Source organism: Candidatus Contendobacter odensis Run_B_J11, assembly GCF_000531125.1.
Taxonomy (GTDB): domain Bacteria; phylum Pseudomonadota; class Gammaproteobacteria; order Competibacterales; family Competibacteraceae; genus Contendibacter; species Contendibacter odensensis.
The window spans coordinates 1-18,363 of the sequence record NZ_CBTK010000058.1 but is presented as its reverse complement, the minus strand read 5'-3'; the positions used below and the strand labels follow the sequence as shown (position 1 = coordinate 18,363).

Genomic DNA, 18,363 nt, shown 5'->3' with positions numbered 1-18,363 from the left:
ACATGGGCGCGCAGATGGTCAAGGAAGTCGCGTCCAAAACCTCCGACGTGGCCGGCGACGGCACCACCACCGCCACCGTGCTGGCTCAGGCCATCGTCCGCGAAGGCATGAAGGCCATTGCCGCCGGCATGAATCCCATGGACCTGAAGCGCGGCATTGACAAGGCGGTGACCGCCACGGTCGAGCAACTGCGCACCCTATCCAAGCCCTGCACCGACGACAAGGCCATTGCCCAGGTGGGCACCATTTCCGCTAATGCGGATGAAGCCATCGGCGAAATCATCGCCAGCGCGATGAAGAAGGTCGGCAAGGAAGGCGTGATCACGGTCGAGGAAGGCAAGGGCCTGGACAATGAACTGGATGTCGTCGAAGGCATGCAGTTCGATCGCGGCTATATCTCGCCCTACTTTCTCAACAACCAGCAGAACATGACGGCGGAGCTGGAAAGCCCGTTGATCCTGCTGTACGACAAGAAGATTTCCGGTATCCGCGACCTGCTGCCGGTGCTGGAGAGCGTGGCTAAGGCCAGCAAGCCGTTGCTGATCGTCGCCGAGGATGTCGAAGGCGAGGCGCTAGCGACCTTGGTGGTCAACACCATTCGCGGCATCGTCAAAGTGGCCGCCGTCAAGGCGCCGGGCTTCGGCGACCGCCGCAAGGCCATGTTGCAGGACATCGCCATTCTGACCGGCGGCCAGGTGATTTCCGAGGAAGTCGGCTTGAGCCTGGAGAAAACCACCTTGGCTGATCTGGGCACCGCCCGCAAGGTCGTGGTCGGCAAGGAAAACACCACCCTTATTGACGGCGCGGGCAAGGCCGACGAGATCAAGGGCCGGGTCGATCAGATTCGCCGCCAGATTGAAGAAGCCACCTCCGACTACGACAAGGAGAAGTTGCAGGAGCGCGTCGCCAAGCTGGCCGGCGGCGTGGCGGTGATCAAAGTTGGGGCTGCGACCGAGATCGAGATGAAGGAAAAGAAGGCCCGGGTCGAAGATGCGCTGCATGCCACCCGCGCGGCGGTTGAAGAAGGCGTGGTCGCCGGTGGCGGCGTAGCGCTGATCCGCGCGCTGCAAGCGATCAAGTATCTGAAGGGCAGCAATAGCGATCAGGATGTCGGTATTTCCATCGCGCTGCGCGCCATGGAAGAGCCAATGCGCCAGATCGTCGCCAATGCGGGCGAAGAACCTTCGGTGATCCTGAACAAGATTCTGGAGAACAGCGGCAATTATGGCTACAACGCCGCCACCGGCGAGTATGGCGACATGGTGGCCATGGGTATCCTGGACCCCACCAAGGTGACCCGTTACGCCTTGCAGAATGCGGCCTCCGTGGCCGCGCTGCTGATCACCACCGAGTGCATGGTGGCCGAACTGCCCAAGAAGGAAGCGGGCGGCATGGGCGGCATGGGCGGCGGCATGGGTGGCATGGGCGGTATGGGTGGCATGGACGGCATGATGTAAGCATCGCCTGAAAGCAGTCTGGTCTGAAAGAAAAAGCCCCGCTTCGGCGGGGCTTTTTTGTGGGCGGTTTATGAAATAATGCCGCGATTGAAACAATGAGGGAAAACCGATGAAAAAACTGGTTGGAGTGGTCGTGATTCTGGTGCTGGCCGCAGCGGGGTTTGCGGGCGTGGCGTACTGGTCGGGGATGCAGGCGGAGCGCTGGTATCAGGATGCGCTCACCGAAGGCTCGAAAAATCCCAATATCAAGTTCACGACCGTTCGTTACGAACGCGGACTGCTCTCGTCCCACTCCGTAACCCGCGTCCAGTTCACGCTGCCGGAAGGCAGTGAGTCCAAGGAGACTGATCCCTCGTTCTCAATCCGGCAGGATATTTACCACGGTCCGTTGCCGCTGGCCGGTCGGAATGTGCCGGGGGTGCCGATGAACTGGGGCGGGGCGGTGGTGCGCGCCACGCTGGATCCGGACAGCAGCGCCTGGACCCGCGAACTGGCGAAGCTGTACGGTGGACAGGAACCGATTGTAGCAATCTCGCAGGTGGGTTTTGATGGTGCCAGCGATACGCTGGTGACGATGCCACCGTTGACCTTGAGCAACGTCGAAGAGATGCAAAGCCTGAATTTCTCCGGTCTGCAAGGCCAGTTTCAAGTCGCGCCACGCGGTACGGCGGTGCGGGGCAAGATGACGGTTGCCAGTCTGGACGTGATCGAAAAACCGACCGCCAGTGAAGGGCAGCCCGCCAGCGGCGCGGGTCAGGTCAAGTTCAGCAACCTGAGTCTGGACGTGAACCAGCGCAAGGGCGCCTTCGATCTGATGTTTGGCGAATCCAGTTTCAGAATCGGCGAACTGCGCGCCCAGGATCAGGCTACCGGCGCTCCAGTCGTCATCACCAATCTCACTATAACCGGCGCGCTCAGCCCGCAAGGCACCCAGCAGGTCGCCGGTGAAGTCGTGATTAAGGCGGACCAGATCAGCGCAAATCAACGCAGTGGCAGCGGCAGTCTGCGGCTGGCACTGCGCAATCTGGATGGTGCTGCCGTGCTGCAATTGCAGCAGTGGCAACAAAAACTGGCCGGTAAGCCTGACGATCCGCAAGCGATGGACGAGTTGCCGAAGCTGATGAAAGCCTTGTTGCTTGGCAAACCGGAATTCGCGCTCGACACCCAGGCCAAGCTGAGCGAGGGCACATGGCAGGGTAAGCTGGTGCTGAACTTCCAGGACTTCGACCTGATGAATTCGATGCAAAATCCGATGGGACTGCTGGCTGCGCTGGAAAAAGGATCAGCCGATGTCACGGTGTCCAAGGCGTTGCTTGAAACGGAATTGAACAAGATGAGCGAGGGGCAGGCAGCGCAGCAGCTCGAAGGGGTCATGGCGGCCGGTTTCCTCCGGCTGGAAGGCGATCAGTACAAATCCACGGCGCGGTTTGAAGGCGGCAAACTGTTGGTGAACGGTAAGGAAATTCCGTTGCCGGCGGCGAGTGAAGACAGCAACAGCGAAGAGGTGCCAGTGGAACCGGATGGCAACACGGAAGCACCGGCGCCACAGTGATTGCGATCATCGCCAAGGCAGCCGGTGATGACCGAATTTGAAGCGGGTCTGAACCGGCTGCCGGAGCCGCTGCGGCAAGAGCTTGCTCAATACTGGGAAAGTTTTAACCCGGCAGCCTCCGCAGTGGGCGTCCCGCTGCCCACCGGCCCGCTGCTGGAGCCACTGATCACCGTTTGGGCGGGCAGCGAATTTGTGGCTCGCGCCTGCATCCGCGATCCGGCACTGCTGGCTGATTTGCTGTCCAGTGGCGATCTGACGACTCCTTTCGCGCCGGGAGAGTACGCCGCCCGGCTGGATCGGCAGGTCGCCGACACAGCGGATGAAACCGGTCTGGCGGTGGCGCTACGCCGATTCCGCCGCCGGGAAATGATGCGCATCGCCTGGCGCGATTTGGCCGGACTGGCCGGGTTGGAGGAAACGCTGGGCGATCTGTCGGAACTGGCGGAGGTCGCCGTCAGCACCGCGCTGGATCGGCTACATGGCTGGCAATGTCGGCGTTTCGGGGTACCGGGTGACGCCGAAGGTCAGCCGCAACGGCTGGTGGTGTTGGGGATGGGTAAGCTGGGTGGCGGTGAACTCAACTTCTCTTCGGATATTGACCTGATTTTCGCCTATCCATGCCAAGGCCAGACCCACGGGGCGAAGGTCATCAGTAACGAGGAATTTTTCCGCCGGCTCGGTCAGCGCCTGATCAAAATCTTGGCCGAGCCGACGGCTGACGGTTTCGTATTCCGGGTGGATATGCGCTTGCGGCCATTCGGTGATGCTGGGCCGCTGGCGATTTCCTTTGCCGCTTTCGAGGATTATTACCAGAACCATGGCCGCGACTGGGAACGCTACGCCATGATCAAGGCGCGCTGCATCGCCGGCGACCGCGAAGCCGGGGCGCGGCTGCTGGAGGAATTGCGGCCATTCGTGTACCGCCGTTATCTGGATTACGGCGCCTTCGCGGCGCTGCGCGGGATGAAGGCGCTGATCGCGCAAGAAGTCGAGCGCAAGGGAATGCGACGCAATATCAAATTGGGGCCGGGCGGCATCCGCGAGATCGAATTCATCGGCCAAGCTTTCCAGCTCGTTTACGGTGGGCGCGATCCCGTGTTGCGGCAACGCAGCATTCTACGGGTGCTGGATCATCTGGCCGTTAGTGGCCGCTTGCCGGACAGCGCGGTGAGCAGTCTCAAACAGGCGTATGAATTTCTGCGCCGGGTCGAAAATCGCTTGCAGGCGTGGGCGGATCAGCAGACGCATAACTTGCCGGAAGACGAATTGGCACAACTGCGGTTGGCGGTTGCCATGAACTATCCCGATTGGGCCGCATTCCGCCTGGAACTGACCCGGCATGGCGAAGCGGTGCTACAACAGTTCGCGCAGGTGTTCGGCGGCGCAGCGGAGCCGGATAGCGAATCAGATGGAAATGCGTTGGCGAGGTTATGGCCGGGCAATCCGGGTGAAGACCGGGCGCAACGCTTATTGAGCGAACACGGCTTCGAGGAACCCGCCCGCGCCTGGAATCAGTTGCAGGCACTGAAAACCGGCTTTAGCTATCGAAGCATGGAGTCGCGGGGGCGCGAACGGCTGGATGCCTTGTTGCCGCAAGTATTGCAGGCGGTAGCCGCCTCGCCGCAACCGACCGCGACGCTGGATCGGATCCTCAAGCTGCTGGAAGCGGTGGCCCGCCGCTCGGTGTATTTGGCGCTGTTGACCGATCATCCCCATGCCTTGGCGCATCTGGTCAAGCTGTGCGCCGCCAGTGGCTGGATCAGTAAGCATCTGGCTCGTTTCCCCCTGCTGCTTGACGATTTGTTGAATCCCGCGCTGCTGTACGCGCCGCTGGATCGCCAACAACTGGCAATGGAACTGGACCGGCAATTGGCGCGAGTACCGACCAATGATGCCGAGGAATTGCTGAACACCCTGCGCTATTTCAAGCAGGCGCAAGTGCTGCGGGTCGCTGCTGCCGATGTCAGTGGCGCCATGCCGTTGATGATCGTCAGTGATCATCTGACCGGGATTGCCGAAGCCCTGCTGCGTAAAGTGCTGGAACTGGCGTGGAGCGATGTGCTGCCCAAATTTGGTCCTCCTTGTTGCGTGGTAGCCGGAGTACCCCGGCAAGCATGGTTTGCCATTGTTGCTTACGGCAAACTGGGTGGGATTGAACTCAACTACGGTTCCGATCTGGATCTGGTGTTTCTGCATGACAGCGCCGGGGAACAGCAAGTGACCACTGGCTTGCGCCCGATTGACAATGCCACGTTCTTCGCCAAGTTGGTGCAGCGCATGATCTACTGGCTGACGACTCGCACCGGCGCGGGCGATCTCTACGAAGTGGATACCCGGCTGCGCCCCAGCGGTCGCGCTGGATTATTGGTCAGTTCCTTTGAGGCGTTCGCCGAGTATCAGCAGCATCAAGCCTGGACTTGGGAACATCAGGCGTTGGCGCGGGCGCGAATCGTCGCGGGACCGGCAGCGTTGGCCGAGCGGTTTCAGACGATTCGCCGTGCGGTGTTGCAACGCGAGCGCGATCCGGTCGTACTGCGGCAGGAAGTCTGCGCGATGCGCGAGCGGATGCGCACCGAACTGGATGCCAGCACCGCCACGGTCTTCGACCTTAAGCAGGGTCGGGGTGGTATCGCCGATATTGAATTTATGGTGCAATATCAAATCCTGGCAAATGCCCATCGCTATCCGGATTTGCTGATTTTCACCGACAATATCCGCCAGATTGACGGGCTGGAACGTTTCGATGTGTTGTCTATTGCTCATGCTGCCCGGTTGCGCCATGCCTACCGGGGGCTGCGCCGCCGCATTCATCGGCTCACGCTGCAAGAGCAACCGGCTCAAATTCCCGCAGATGAAGCGCGAGCGGAGCGTGAGAACGTGATTCGGGTCTGGCGACAATTGATGGAAGGCGATACAGCCATTGAACACCCATAATGAGGAGATTTTGCAATGTCGATGGCCGACCGTGATGGTCTGATCTGGTATGACGGTGCGCTGGTGCCTTGGCGCGAAGCCAATACTCATGTTCTGACCCACACCTTGCACTATGGCATGGGCGTCTTCGAGGGCGTTCGTGCTTACGCCACCGACCGGGGCACCGCGATTTTCCGGCTCCAGGCGCATACCGACCGCTTGTTCCGCTCCGCTCACATCGTCGGGATGCCGATGCCCTACAGCAAGGATGTGATCAACCAGGCCTGCCGGCAGGCGGTAAGCGCCAATAATCTCGCCAGCGCCTACCTTCGCCCGATGTGTTTCTACGGACCCGAGGGCATGGGGCTGCGCGCCGACAACCTCAAGGTGCATATCATTGTTGCCGCCTGGGAATGGGGCGCGTATCTGGGTGCGGAGAACCTGGAGCGCGGCATTCGCATCCGTACCTCCTCGTTCAGCCGCCACCATGTCAACGTGACGATGTGTAAGGCCAAAGCCAACGGTAACTACATGAATTCGATGCTGGCATTGCAGGAAGCGCTGCGCGACGGCTATGACGAAGCCCTGCTGCTGGATACCGAGGGTTATGTCGCCGAGGGTAGCGGTGAGAATGTCTTCATCATCCGCGATGGAGTTATTTATACCCCGGATTTGACCTCGGCGCTGGAAGGGATCACTCGCGACACCATTATCCGCTTTGCCGCCGATCTCGGTCTTCCGGTCAAGGAAAAGCGCATCACCCGCGACGAGGTGTACATTGCCGACGAGGCCTTCTTCACTGGCACGGCCGCCGAGGTCACGCCGATCCGCGAAGTGGACGGTCGCGCTATTGGATCGGGCCGGCGCGGCCCGATCACCCAGCGCTTGCAGGCGTTGTATTTCGATCAGGTCCATGGTCGCCGCGAAATCTATCCCGAATGGCTGACGCAAGTCTGAAGCCGATAGGTGCTGAATTACCCCTCATTAGTAGGAGAATCGTTCCATGGCCGCTGTCGCCACTGCTCCCGCCCTGGGCATGCCCAATGCCCAGAATACCTACGAAGTCAGCCGCAATGATTTGCCGCTGTCCTGCCCGATGCCGGGCATGATGCTGTGGTGTTCCCATCCCAAGGTCTATCTGCCCATCGAAGCCACCGGCAAAGCCAAGTGTCCGTACTGTGGTGCTGAGTATATTTTGGTGAATTGATCAGCGGTTCGGGCGCGGGCGGTCTGGCCGATGACGACCCTGGTCGTCTGGCGATTCAGCGATGGCAAAGCCGGCCATGACAGCCAAAGCCGGGGATTGGCCGAAGCCTTGGCCCGGTTGCAGCCGGTCGAGATAGTGACGCTGAACCCGCTGCCGCCATTGACCGCTCTCAGTGGTCTGCTATGTGGTTATCTACCGCTTTGGAAGCAACAACCTGTGCCCGATTTGTTATTAGGCGCCGGTCATCGCACCCATCTTTCCTTGCTGGCTGCGCGCCGGGCGCGGGGGGGTAAAGCGGTGGTGCTGATGCGTCCCAGCTTGCCTCTGCGGTTGTTCGATCTCTGCCTGATCCCGGAACATGACACGCCGCCCACTCGCCCGAATGTGCTTGCCACCCGTGGGGCGCTGAACCGCATCTTCCCGTCCGTCACTTTGGAACCCGACCGGGGATTGCTGCTGATCGGCGGTCCGTCGGCGCATTTTGCTTGGGATGACGCGAAGGTATGCCAGCAGATCGCCGCGATTATTGCCGCTGATCCCGCGATTCATTGGACTTTGACCACCTCGCGCCGCACTCCCCCCAGTTTTCTGGAAAGCGCACAGCGCATTGCTGATGAAAGACTCAGCGTGATTCCCGTCACGGAAACTGGCCCGGATTGGCTGCCGGCGCAACTGACCCGCGCTGGACAGGTGTGGGTAAGCGCCGACAGTGTGTCCATGGTCTACGAAGCATTGACCGCCGGGGCGGCGGTAGGCGTATTGGAGCTACCGCAACAGCGCGCCAGCCGCATCAGCCGGGGACTGGATCGCTTGACCGGCGACGGTTGGGTGACTTTATTTGCCGACTGGCAACGGAATCGGCCGCTTCGCCCACTTACCCAGCCCTTCAATGAAGCCGAACGCTGCGCCCGCTGGATCGTTGAGCGATGGTTCGTTTAAGTGTGGCGCAACTGCTGCCGGCCTTGAACGGCGGCGGGGTGGAGCGCGGGACGCTGGAGGTGGCGCGGGAACTGGTTCGGTGCGGCCACCGTTCAGTAGTCATTTCCAGCGGCGGGCGGCTGGTGCCGGAATTACTGCGCGACGGCAGTGAACATCTCGGCTGGTCGCTCGGCGTTAAATCGCCGCTCACTCTGCGCTGGGTTTGGCCGCTGCGGCGCTGGCTCACCGAGCAGCGCATTACTATCCTCCATGCCCGTTCGCGGTTGCCGGCCTGGATCGGCTGGCTGGCGTGGCGGGGTATGGATCCAGCAACTCGACCCCGCTTTGTCACCACCGTACACGGGCTGTATTCGATTTCCCGCTACAGCGCGATTATGACTCGCGGCGAGCGGGTGATCGCGGTGTCCGAGACGGTGCGCGAGTATCTACAACGCCATTATCCCGAACTGCCCGCAGCGCGAGTGCAGGTGATCCCGCGTGGTGTGGACCCCGCAGCGTTCCCGTATCGCTATCAACCTTCCGCCGCGTGGCTGGCGGACTGGCGGCGGCACTATCCGCAACTGCCGGATGCGCCGGTGTTGACCCTGCCGGGACGCTTGAGCCGGCTCAAGGGCCATGAGGAATTCATCGAGTTGATGGCCCGGCTGCGGGCGAGCGGTTTACCGGTGCGCGGGCTGATCGTCGGCGGGGTTGAACCACGCCGCCAGCGCTACGCGGATGAGTTGCAGGAACAGGTGCGGGCGCGGGGTCTGGGCGATGTGATTCTATTTACCGGCCATCGCAGCGACATCCGCGAAATTTACGCGGTGTCCACCCTGGTGCTGTCGCTGTCGGCCCGACCCGAATCCTTCGGGCGCACGGTGCTGGAGGCGTTGAGCCTGGGCACACCGGTGGTTGGTTATGGGCATGGCGGCGTCGGCGAGATTCTGGCCCGAGTCTATCCCGCTGGTCTGGTGCCATTCGGCGATCTGGAGGCGCTGACGGAACGGGTGATCGAACTGCTGGCTGCTGCGCCGCCAGTCCCGCCAAAGCCCGTATTTCCGCTGCAACGAATGCTGGATGAGACGCTGGCGCTGTATGCCGTGCTGCATCAGTGCCCCCATTAACGGAAATAGCTAAACGGGTCTTGCCGGGTCGGAGGCGCTGCACCGTCGTCTTCCACCATGATGCGGTGCCAGAGCGCAAAGTTAAGCAGCGCCCAGAGCGGCCCGCTGCGGTCGCTGCGCTGGCGCTCGATCATCTGGCGTACTGCGGCTGGATCGAACCAGGCGGCCATGCCGGGTGAAGCCGTCAGCACCTGGTCCAGCCGTTCCAGCCGCTCACCCTGGAACCAGTCCCGCACCGGCACGGTAAAGCCTTTTTTTCGGCCCCAGAGATGCGCTTTGGGGAAAAACCGCTCGCCCCAGAGTTTGAGGAAGCGTTTACCGTTGCGGCCTTCCACTTTCAGCGCATCGGGCAGGCCGAGGCCGAATTCCACCAACCGGTGATCCAGAAACGGCACCCGCCCTTCCACGCCCCAGGCCATCAGCATCCGGTCGGCCTTGATCAGCAGATCGTCCGGCAACCAGGTTTCCAGATCCACGTACTGCATCCGCATCAGCCGGGTCCAGGTTGCCGGCGTCTCGTTCCAAGCCTGTGCGAACGGTGCCCGCCAGTGCTGCATAGCCTCGGCTAATTCAGGCCGAAACAAGCGCGCTGCCTCAGCGGAAAACAGGCCACGGCCACGGAAATCGCCGCCGCCAGGATGCCGTAGTCGAGCCAGCAGGCGCTTGAGCAGCGGCACGCGGTAGCGGCCATAGCCGGCGAAGACCTCATCGCCGCCCTCGCCGGAAAATACCACCTTCAATTCCGCGCCAGCCCGCTCGGCCCGCAGGGACACCGGCAGATTGGCGTAATCGGCGGTCAGGTCATCAGCCGCCCACACCACATGGGGCAGTCGTTCCAGCAACTCGTCGGCTCGCGCCTCAATGGCAGTGTGGCGGGTGCCGAATTGCGCCGCCACTCTGGCCGCCGCCGCCAGTTCGTTATGCACCGAGGTATCCGGGAACCCAACGGAGAAGGTACGCAAAGGTTCTCCAATCTGACGGGAAATCAGCGCGGCCAGCAGGGAGGAATCCACGCCGCCGGATAGAAACAGGCCAAAGGGTACGTCGCTGCGCAGATGGATCGTGATTACCTGATCGATGAGGGCATCGAAACGCTCCAATGCCTCATCCAGCGTCAGGTCGAGCTGCGCCGTTTGTAGCGGCGACCAATAGCGGCGCTGGTGCAAAACGCCGTCTGGCCCCATCTTCGCCAGTTCGCCCGGTCGCAGTTTGCTAACCCCCGCAAGCAGGGTATGCGGGGCGCAGGTAAAATTATGCTGCAAGTATTGAGCGAGTCCCGCCGGGTCGACTTCGGGTCGCCCGATCAGCGGCAGCAGCGCCTTCAACTCTGAAGCGAAACCGAGTCCTTCCGCTCCAATGGTGAAGTACAGCGGCTTGATCCCCAGCCGGTCCCGAACCAGCAGCAGTTCCTCGCGCTCTGTGTCGTGGAGGGCAAAGGCGAACATACCCTGCAACCGATCCAGCGCCGCCTCGCCCCACGCTTCGTAGGCATGCAGGATAGTTTCACAGTCGGAATGGGTAGCGAAGCTGTGGCCCAAATCTTCCAGTTCCCGGCGCAGTTCCAAGCTATTGTAAATCTCACCATTGGCGACCAGGCAGAGCCGGTGATCTTCGCTGTAGAGAGGTTGAGCGCCGCCCGCGAGATCGATGATAGACAGCCGCGTGTGCGCCAACCCGACGCGACCCGCCGTGTGAAAGCCCTGTCCGTCGGGGCCGCGATGCGCCAGCCGCCGCGCCATTTCCTCAAGTCGCCGCCGATCCGCTTCCGGTGTTTTCAGATAGTAACCCGCGATTCCACACATGCCGCTTGACCTTTGAGGTTGCCGAGCCAAGGTCGGCAAGGTGGCTATGATATACAGATCAAATTTGCGCGGTTGCGCGCATTCAGAGTTGAGCTTTGCGATATGAACCTCACGCTTTCCCGGCGAACGTTGATCGTGCAACCATTGCCTGGCATTGGCGATATGGTTTGGCATCTGCCTCATATTCACGCCATTGCCGCGACGACGGTCGAGGGCCAGGTGGATATTTTGACCAAGCCGCGCTCCCAAGCGGATCGACTGTTGTGCGCTGATCCTAGCGTCGAGCGGGTGTTGTGGCTGGAACGCGAAGCCGGTCGCCACGCCGGCCCGCGCGGTCTGCTGCGACTGGCCGCGCTGCTGCGTTCAGAGAATTATCAGCGGGTGTGGTTTCTGCACGGTAGCGCTCGCTATGTGCTGGCGGCGCAGTTAGCCGGGATCCGGGAGCGGATCGGCTATGGAATCGGCCTGCAATCGCTATTGCTGAGTGTGCCGGTACGTCTGCCCACCGACCTGCGCCACGCTCATCCCATCCTCCGGGCGGATGCGCTGCTGAATCTTCTGGAAATCCCCCGCACTGAACCAGAACCCCGGCTGATCGTGGATGCCGCCGCCGCGCAGGCGGTCGCCAAACGGTTCGCAGCTTGGCCCGCGCCGTGGATTGCGCTAGGCATCGGCAGCAGTGAGCCTTGGAAACAGTGGGGCGTGGCGCGCTTCGCAGAACTGGTGCTGACACTGCACCGTCAACGGGCGGGTTCGATTTTCATTGTGGGCGGACCCGCAGAACGGACGCTGGCGGATAAGATTTTCAGCCAGGTCAACGAGGGTAGCGGCATGGCAGCGGATGCGGTGGCGCTGCCGCTGGAACAGACCACGGCGTTGCTGGCTCGTTGCCGTGCCTATATTGGCAACGATACCGGGGTGTTGAATATGGCTGCCGCGTTGCAGGTGCCGGCCATTGGCCTGTTCGGCGGATCGGCGCCGTTGACCCATTCCCGCTTTATCTGCCCGGTCACCCCGCCACCCGGCGAACGGGGCATGGCGGCGATCACGATCCCTCATGTCCTCGAAACATTGACGCGGCTGTTGGCCTGATGAAACTCACTCCGTTCCATTACAAGATTCAGGAAGCCTTCTTCCGCCAAGGTTGGCTATTGCCAGCAGTGTTGCCACTGACCCAAATCGGTGGCCGCGCCCTATTCAATGTGGTCGCCGGCAGTTATGCGCTGTGGGGATTGCTCAGTCTGTGGAGTCGCCGGAAGCAGTTGGATCGCATGACTGCGCTGCTGTATCTGCTGCTACTGAGTGTGTTTCTGCTGGGAATCCCCGGCGCGGTGGAACCGGCGGGTGCGTTAAGGACTTGGGGGATGTTCCTCATGCAAAGCCTGACCTTGCTGTTGATGCAGGCAGCGCTACAGGAGTCTTCCACTCAACTCGACCGCCTGCTGAACGTTATGGCGCTCTTGGGTGGGATCACTCTGGCAGGATTGTATGTATTGCTGCCCTATTATGTCCTCGGCGGGTCCGGTCAGCCGTTTGATCCCAGCACTCAACTCCAGGAAGACAACCTGCCCTTTTTGTTGCCGTTTATGCTGGGCTGGATTTGGCGGCAACAGCAGGCTCGCTGGCGCTATGGTGCGATGGTCGGCGTGATCGCGGCCAGTTTGGGCTATGTGGTGCTGGCTGAAGGACGAGCGGCGCTACTCGGTCTCTGCGTGGGGCTGGCGGTATTCTGCTGGACGGTGCTGGGCTGGCGCCTACGCTGGATCGCGTTGCTGATGATTCTGGTGCTGGCGATGGGCATCGTTGCCAATACCGGGCCATTTCGCAAAGCGGAAATGGATCCGGAACATCCGCTGGATGCTTTCACTACCGGGCGCACCATTCTGTGGCGGCAAGCGCTGGCGCATCCGCCGGCACGGCTATGGCTGGGGGTGGGAATCGGCAATGGGTTCCGAGCCACGCAGGTACTCAATTTTGAGATCGACAGCAACCAGATACAGGTCAAACATCTGCATAATTTTTTGATGGATGCCTGGTACGAAACCGGTCTGCTTGGGCTAGGCGCGCTGTTAGCGTTGATCGGTACCGTATTGGGGCGGCTGGCGTGGGTGTGGCAGCGGCTGTCTGCCGGGGATCGTCAGCGCGCTGGGGTGGTGCTGGCGGCAGCGCTGGCGATCATGACCGCCGGGTTGTTGAGTTTTAGTTATACCTCCCGCTACTTCGCCTGTTACCTGTTCGCCTGTTTGGGAGGACTGAGCTACTGCGCTACTCTGCCAGCAGCCGCTGATACAATTCCAGATAGGCGTTAACGATGTGTTGCTGGCTGTAATGCTTCTCCACTTTTGTTCGACCGTTGGTCGCCAGCCGTTCCCGCAGCGCTTCGTCTACCAACAGTTGGCGAATGCCATCGGCCAGTGCTTGCGGTTGTTGTGGTGGAACCAGCCAGGCATCTTCGCCATGGGCAATGAGTTCCAACGCGCCTGCGGTTTGAGTGGATAACACCGCACGACTATGAGCCCAGGCTTCCAGGATTACGTTGCCCAGCGGTTCATGGCGTGATGGGCAGATGAATAGGTCAGCCAGTTCATAATAGGGATGGGGATCCAGTTGCCAGCCGACCCAACGCACCCGCCCGCCGACGCCGATCTGATCAGCGTAGTGGTGGAGCCTGGCGTTTAACGGGCCGTCGCCTACGATGACCAGATACAGCGGTCGGTGATCAAGCGTAGAACCGAGCGTGGATAGGGCGACCAGCAGATCCTCGAAACCCTTGACCGGATGCAAGCGACCCACCGCGACCAGGATTAGCGCCTCTTCGGGAATGCGCAACCGCTGCCGTAAGTCCACCAGCAGATCCGGCGAGCTGACAGCGGGGAGGTCAACGAAGTTACCGATGTGAGCGATCCGTGCGGCGGGCAATCCGTTGTTGATCAGATAGTCACAAATACCCTGGGTATTGCCGACCCAGGCATGAGCGTGCCGATAGCCTTTGAGGTCATAATAGCCACCCAGTCGGGCGACGTGGATCGGACGCCGCCCCGGTTCCAGATGGGTCAACCGGGTGGCGCGGCCCATGTAGGTCTGGACAATATCGGGTTGATGCTCGCGTACAATCGCGCTGATCCGCCAGCGTGACGGCAAATCCCAAATCCCACGCATCGGCACATGGATTTGAGCAACCTCCGCGTGCAGTCGGGTTGACACTTGACCCCCTGGGATATTGAGCGACAGTACATGCTGTTGTCGCGCCTGTAACGCATTGATCAACCGGACATAGAAAAGCTCGGCTCCGCCGAGCGCTCCACCGCCGATAATATGGGCCGATGAGATCATGGATAGAGGATTGCAATCAAATTGCCACACAAAATTGGGCACGCTATTGAAGGCCGATGTGATGCATACTCTAAATGAAAATCCTATTGAGAACAGGCGTGATTTATGATCGACCGAACCCAGCTTTCGGTATTCATCACTACCTACAACAACGGTCGCACCTTGATGGCTTGTCTGGAGAGCGTCAAATGGGCTGATGAAATCGTCATAGTGGATTCCTTCAGCACCGACGATACGCTGGCTATCGGCCAGCGTTACGGTACACAGATTACCCAGCACGAATTCATGGGATACGGTCCGCAGAAACGGATGGCGCTGGCAGCAACGACCCACGATTGGGTGTTGTTGCTGGACGCCGATGAGGCGCTATCACCTGATCTCCAGACCGAAATCCGCCGATTGCTGGAGCACAAACCGACTGCGGATGGCTACGAAATCCCGCGCCAGGAGCAGATGTTCTGGCGAATGTATAACCCGGCAACCCGGATGAATCATTACCTGCGGCTGTTCGATAAGCGCGAGGGTGATATTGATGATAGGCCGATCCACGCCGCACCCAAGGTGCAAGGCCGCATCGCCCGGCTCAAAGCGCCGTTGTACCACTATGGCGAGACCGATATTCACACCAAGGTCGAGAAAATCAATGCCTACTCGACCGGATTGGTGGCGGATAAACTCAAGAAGCAACGCTGGGGAATCCCGCTGATCATGCTGTTTTACCCACCGCTGTTTTTCATCCGCAGCTACCTGTTCAAGCGTAACTTTATGAACGGTTGGGCCGGATTGATCAATTCGGTGATCGCGGCATTCTATGTTTTCCTCAAATACGCCAAGTTGTATGAACACCATCAATTTGCCAAGCACGGAACCCGGTTGCTGCCGGATGACGCGCCGCCGCTACCGAGCGAATATCAATCCGAATCGGCTGATAAACCTTGAATCGGCTGATAAACCTTGAGTCACGCTTTCTCCCACCCCGTTGCTCGCAGATGTTGGAAAACCAAGGGCGGCGTCAGCATCGCCATGCAACTGTGATGCGAACAGCTCTTGCGGTAACAATTGATGCAGGGCAGCTCGGCCTGCAACGCCGTCACGTTGTCACCCAGTGGTTTGACCCGGCGCGGATCGGTGGGACCACACAATACCGTCATTGGCGTAGCTGTAGCAGCGGCTAAATGGGCAGTGCCGGTGTCATTGGCAACGATGAAACAGGCCGGCTCGCATAAGGGAGGGATATCGAGAATCTCGGTCTGCCCACACAGGTTCACCAGCCAAGCTCCGCATTGCTGCTCGATATGCTGGCATTCGTCTACTTCATCCGGGCCACCGATCAGCACGATCCGCTCCAAACCTTCCCGATGCAGCCGGGTCGCCAGCGCGGCGTAGCGAGCGGCGCCCCAGCGTTTCAGGTGACCGCTGGCGTTGCAACCGGGCAGAAAGATGGCGTAACCGTTGGGCGACAAGCCGTGGCGTTTGATGAAGTTACCGGCGTGCGCCCGGTTGCGTTCGGGGATATTCAAAACGGGGCGAGGCGTGGTCGCTGGAATACCGCCGGCCCGCAATGCGGCACGACTGCGCAGGAGAATATGCGACGGTTTGGGCAGTTCGACTGGCGCGATGTTGTAGGGAAGCTGGCGGCGATTGCCGAGACGGTAACGGACACGCTGGCCGCTCAGCCAGAGCAAGCTTAGCAACAACCGCGACCGGTCATTGCATTGCAAATCGATCACCAGATCGTAATGCTGTGCTCGTACCTGCCGTAGCCACGCCGCCATTTGACGGATCCGTTGCCGGCGGTCGCGCCAGTCCACGGTGAGAATACGCTGAAACCGGGGATCGGACGCGAACAGGCTTTGCCAGCCTGGTTGGGTATCGAGGTGAAGTTCCCGATCTGGAAATGACCGAGCAATGTCTTCGAACAGCGCAGTGGCGATGATCACATCTCCCATGGCGCTCCATTTGATGAGCAAAATGCGGTGAATGGTGGGATCGGCGGGTAGATCGGCGCAGTAGAGCATCTAGGGAATCCAGATTCAGAGCGGGTAAATGCGAGGACTGTCCGGCGGACGAGTCTTGAAACGGCGATGAACCCAAAGATACTGCTCAGGCGCTTGGCGGATATGGTGTTCCAGCAGTTCGTTAATGCGCCGGGTATCAGCGACCACGTCACCACTCGGAAAATGATCAAGTGCAGGCAGAATGGCGATCTCGTAGCCGGCATTTCCCGCCAAACGACGGGGAAAGTACGGAACCACCGCCGCGCCGCTCAAGGTCGCCAGCCGTGTTGTGGCCGTGAGGGTACATGTCGGCACTCCGAAGAAGGGAACAAATACACTGTTGCGGATGCCGTGATTTTGATCAGGGGCATACCAGACTGCACGCCCCTGTCTGAAGGCGCGCAGCAGGCCACGCAGATTCTCGTGGGCCAATGGCGGCAACCGAGAACGGCGTTCGCGTTCACGGCGCATCACAGCTTCATACAGTAGATTCTTGTGGGACCGATACATTGCATGAAACGGCTGCTGCCAGGTGATGAAGCGGGCGCCCAGTTCGAGTGTGGTGAAGTGCCCGGTCAACAGGATCACGCCCTTGCCGCGATCCATCGCCTGTTGCAGATTTTCGGCGCCTTCAATCCGCGCCAATCCGCGCAGCTTTTTATCGGGTGCCCACCAGGCCATGGCGGTTTCAAATAAGCCAATGCCGAGAGCGGCAAAGTGATTTTCCAACAATGCGGCTCGTTGGGTCGCCGTCAATTCCGGGAAGCACAACGCTAGATTGATTGCAGCGATCCGCCGGCGGCGGCGAGCAATTCGACTGATCCAGCGGCCCGCTTGTCCACCGATTGCCAGTTGCCAACGAAACGGCAGTACAGCCATGATCTGCATCAGGCCCAGGCCCAGCCAGATGGGCCAATAGCGCAGCGTCAGAAAACGCCAGTGAAACCAATGAGTAGGTAGGGTCACGATGGGTACGATCTTCACTAGAGTTGTTATTGTAAACAGCACCCGTCTGGTAATTATCCAAGAGTTGCTGGTCACGGATTTGGAGAGTAACGCATCATGCAAACATTTTTGGTAACGGGCGCGGCCGGTTTCATCGGCAGCCATTCGGTCGAATGGTTGCTCAAGCAAGGGGTACGGGTGATCGGTGTCGACAATTTACGAACCGGGCGGCTGGAAAATCTGGTCGTTGCACATACATCACCTGATTTCGAGTGGGTGAACGCGGATGCTGGCGATGAAACGGCCATGCGCATTTTGTTTCAGCAGCATCGTTTCGCCGGAGTATTGCATCTTGCCGCACTGGTCAGCGTTCCAGAAAGCTTTCACGAACCGGCACTTAACTACCGGATCAATCTGGCTGCTGCTGATAGTATCGCCCGGTTGTGTCTCGAATTCGACTGCAAGCGACTGGTGTTTGCCTCATCAGCCGCCGTGTACGGCGTGGTTGCGTCGTTGCCCAACCGAGAATCGGATCTCCCACAACCCCAATCGCCTTACGCCGCCGCCAAGTTGGCCGCCGAGGTAATGTTGCTGGGCTACGCAGCCAGCTACGGGCTGGAGGCGGTCTGTTTGCGCTATTTCAATGTCTACGGCCTGCGTCAGGATCCCGCATCACCATACTCAGGCGTCCTGTCTATCTTTACCGACCGATTCCGACACGGCCTACCCGTGATTGTCCATGGCGATGGCGAGCAAACCCGGGATTTCATCTCGGTTCGGGATGTAGCACGCGCCAATGGCGAGGTATTAACCAGGGGGGGCGTTGCCAGCGGTCGTTACAACGTCTGCACAGGACGTGCGATTTCCCTGAATCAGGTACTGGCGATCTACCGGGAACTGTTTCCGAATACCCCGCCGGCAGAGTATGCCGCTGCGAGAGTTGGCGATATTCGGCATTCACTGGGCGATCCGGGTTTGTTGCGGAACCGCTTGGAATTCAACGCAAAAATTCCATTCGCTCAGGGCTTGTACGAGCTGGCACATGGGGAAGATAAAAAGAGTGTGGTGATGGCTTGACGTACATATTTTTTTGTTTATAATTCACGTTTCCC

The 18,363-nt window shown here is 60.1% G+C and carries 15 protein-coding genes; 11 read left to right on the top strand and 4 right to left on the bottom strand.

Annotated elements, in window-relative coordinates; genetic code table 11:
• From groL to BN874_RS04895, 7 genes are all read left to right on the top strand, one after another.
• On the top strand, positions 1–1,457 hold a 1,457-nt coding region (groL, locus tag BN874_RS04925; protein ID WP_034431283.1), incomplete at its 5' end, for a chaperonin GroEL.
• A 109-nt stretch (positions 1,458–1,566) separates the two neighbouring features.
• A complete protein-coding gene (locus BN874_RS04920) occupies positions 1,567–3,009 on the top strand; it encodes a YdgA family protein (RefSeq protein WP_034431280.1) in 1,443 nt (480 codons plus the stop codon).
• Positions 3,010–5,943, top strand: coding sequence for a bifunctional [glutamate--ammonia ligase]-adenylyl-L-tyrosine phosphorylase/[glutamate--ammonia-ligase] adenylyltransferase (gene glnE, locus BN874_RS04915; RefSeq protein WP_420886106.1), 2,934 nt, complete (start codon positions 3,010–3,012; stop codon positions 5,941–5,943).
• A 15-nt stretch (positions 5,944–5,958) separates the two neighbouring features.
• On the top strand, positions 5,959–6,879 hold the full coding sequence (locus BN874_RS04910) for a branched-chain amino acid transaminase (protein ID WP_034431276.1): 921 nt from the start codon (positions 5,959–5,961) through the stop codon (positions 6,877–6,879).
• 46 nt (positions 6,880–6,925) lie between these two features.
• Complete coding sequence (locus BN874_RS04905; protein ID WP_034431274.1) at positions 6,926–7,129, top strand: zinc-finger domain-containing protein; 204 nt, start codon at positions 6,926–6,928, stop codon at positions 7,127–7,129.
• 30 nt (positions 7,130–7,159) lie between these two features.
• Positions 7,160–8,068 carry a mitochondrial fission ELM1 family protein gene (locus BN874_RS04900; protein ID WP_034431271.1) on the top strand — a complete coding sequence of 303 codons (909 nt, stop codon included), beginning with the start codon at positions 7,160–7,162 and terminating at the stop codon, positions 8,066–8,068.
• Positions 8,056–9,174, top strand: coding sequence for a glycosyltransferase family 4 protein (locus tag BN874_RS04895; protein ID WP_034431269.1), 1,119 nt, complete (start codon positions 8,056–8,058; stop codon positions 9,172–9,174). The genes BN874_RS04900 and BN874_RS04895 overlap by 13 nt, the downstream gene beginning before the upstream one ends.
• On the opposite strand, the gene asnB is transcribed toward BN874_RS04895, so the two are convergent.
• A complete protein-coding gene (gene asnB, locus BN874_RS04890) occupies positions 9,171–10,976 on the bottom strand; it encodes an asparagine synthase (glutamine-hydrolyzing) (RefSeq protein WP_034431267.1) in 1,806 nt (601 codons plus the stop codon). The two genes, BN874_RS04895 and asnB, sit on opposite strands and share 4 nt — an antisense overlap.
• Positions 10,977–11,078: 102 nt before the next feature.
• Between asnB and BN874_RS04885 the strand changes: the two genes are divergently transcribed.
• Both BN874_RS04885 and BN874_RS04880 read left to right on the top strand, forming a co-directional pair.
• Positions 11,079–12,068 (top strand): glycosyltransferase family 9 protein, encoded by a 990-nt coding sequence (locus BN874_RS04885; RefSeq protein WP_034431265.1) that lies wholly within the window; start codon positions 11,079–11,081, stop codon positions 12,066–12,068.
• On the top strand, positions 12,068–13,285 hold the full coding sequence (locus tag BN874_RS04880; protein ID WP_051497430.1) for an O-antigen ligase family protein: 1,218 nt from the start codon (positions 12,068–12,070) through the stop codon (positions 13,283–13,285). Before BN874_RS04885 ends, BN874_RS04880 begins: the two co-directional genes overlap by 1 nt.
• On the opposite strand, the gene BN874_RS04875 is transcribed toward BN874_RS04880, so the two are convergent.
• Positions 13,242–14,309 (bottom strand): glycosyltransferase, encoded by a 1,068-nt coding sequence (locus tag BN874_RS04875; RefSeq protein ID WP_034431263.1) that lies wholly within the window; start codon positions 14,307–14,309, stop codon positions 13,242–13,244. The genes BN874_RS04880 and BN874_RS04875 overlap by 44 nt on opposite strands.
• Before the next feature lie 105 nt (positions 14,310–14,414).
• Here BN874_RS04875 and BN874_RS04870 point away from each other — a divergent pair, with 105 nt between their 5' ends.
• Complete coding sequence (locus BN874_RS04870; RefSeq protein WP_230314334.1) at positions 14,415–15,248, top strand: glycosyltransferase family 2 protein; 834 nt, start codon at positions 14,415–14,417, stop codon at positions 15,246–15,248.
• Positions 15,249–15,268: 20 nt separating this feature from the next.
• Here BN874_RS04870 and BN874_RS04865 read toward each other — a convergent pair whose 3' ends face one another.
• Both BN874_RS04865 and lpxL read right to left on the bottom strand, forming a co-directional pair.
• On the bottom strand, positions 15,269–16,327 hold the full coding sequence (locus BN874_RS04865) for a glycosyltransferase family 9 protein (protein WP_051497429.1): 1,059 nt from the start codon (positions 16,325–16,327) through the stop codon (positions 15,269–15,271).
• Positions 16,328–16,342: 15 nt separating this feature from the next.
• Entirely contained in the window at positions 16,343–17,272 is a 930-nt protein-coding gene (gene lpxL / locus BN874_RS04860) for an LpxL/LpxP family Kdo(2)-lipid IV(A) lauroyl/palmitoleoyl acyltransferase (RefSeq protein WP_230314333.1), read from the bottom strand.
• A 96-nt stretch (positions 17,273–17,368) separates the two neighbouring features.
• Here lpxL and BN874_RS04855 point away from each other — a divergent pair, with 96 nt between their 5' ends.
• The gene (locus BN874_RS04855) at positions 17,369–18,328 is read left to right on the top strand and encodes an NAD-dependent epimerase/dehydratase family protein (RefSeq protein WP_051497428.1); all 960 of its coding nucleotides are present in this window, start codon (positions 17,369–17,371) and stop codon (positions 18,326–18,328) included.
• Positions 18,329–18,363 lie beyond the last annotated feature (35 nt).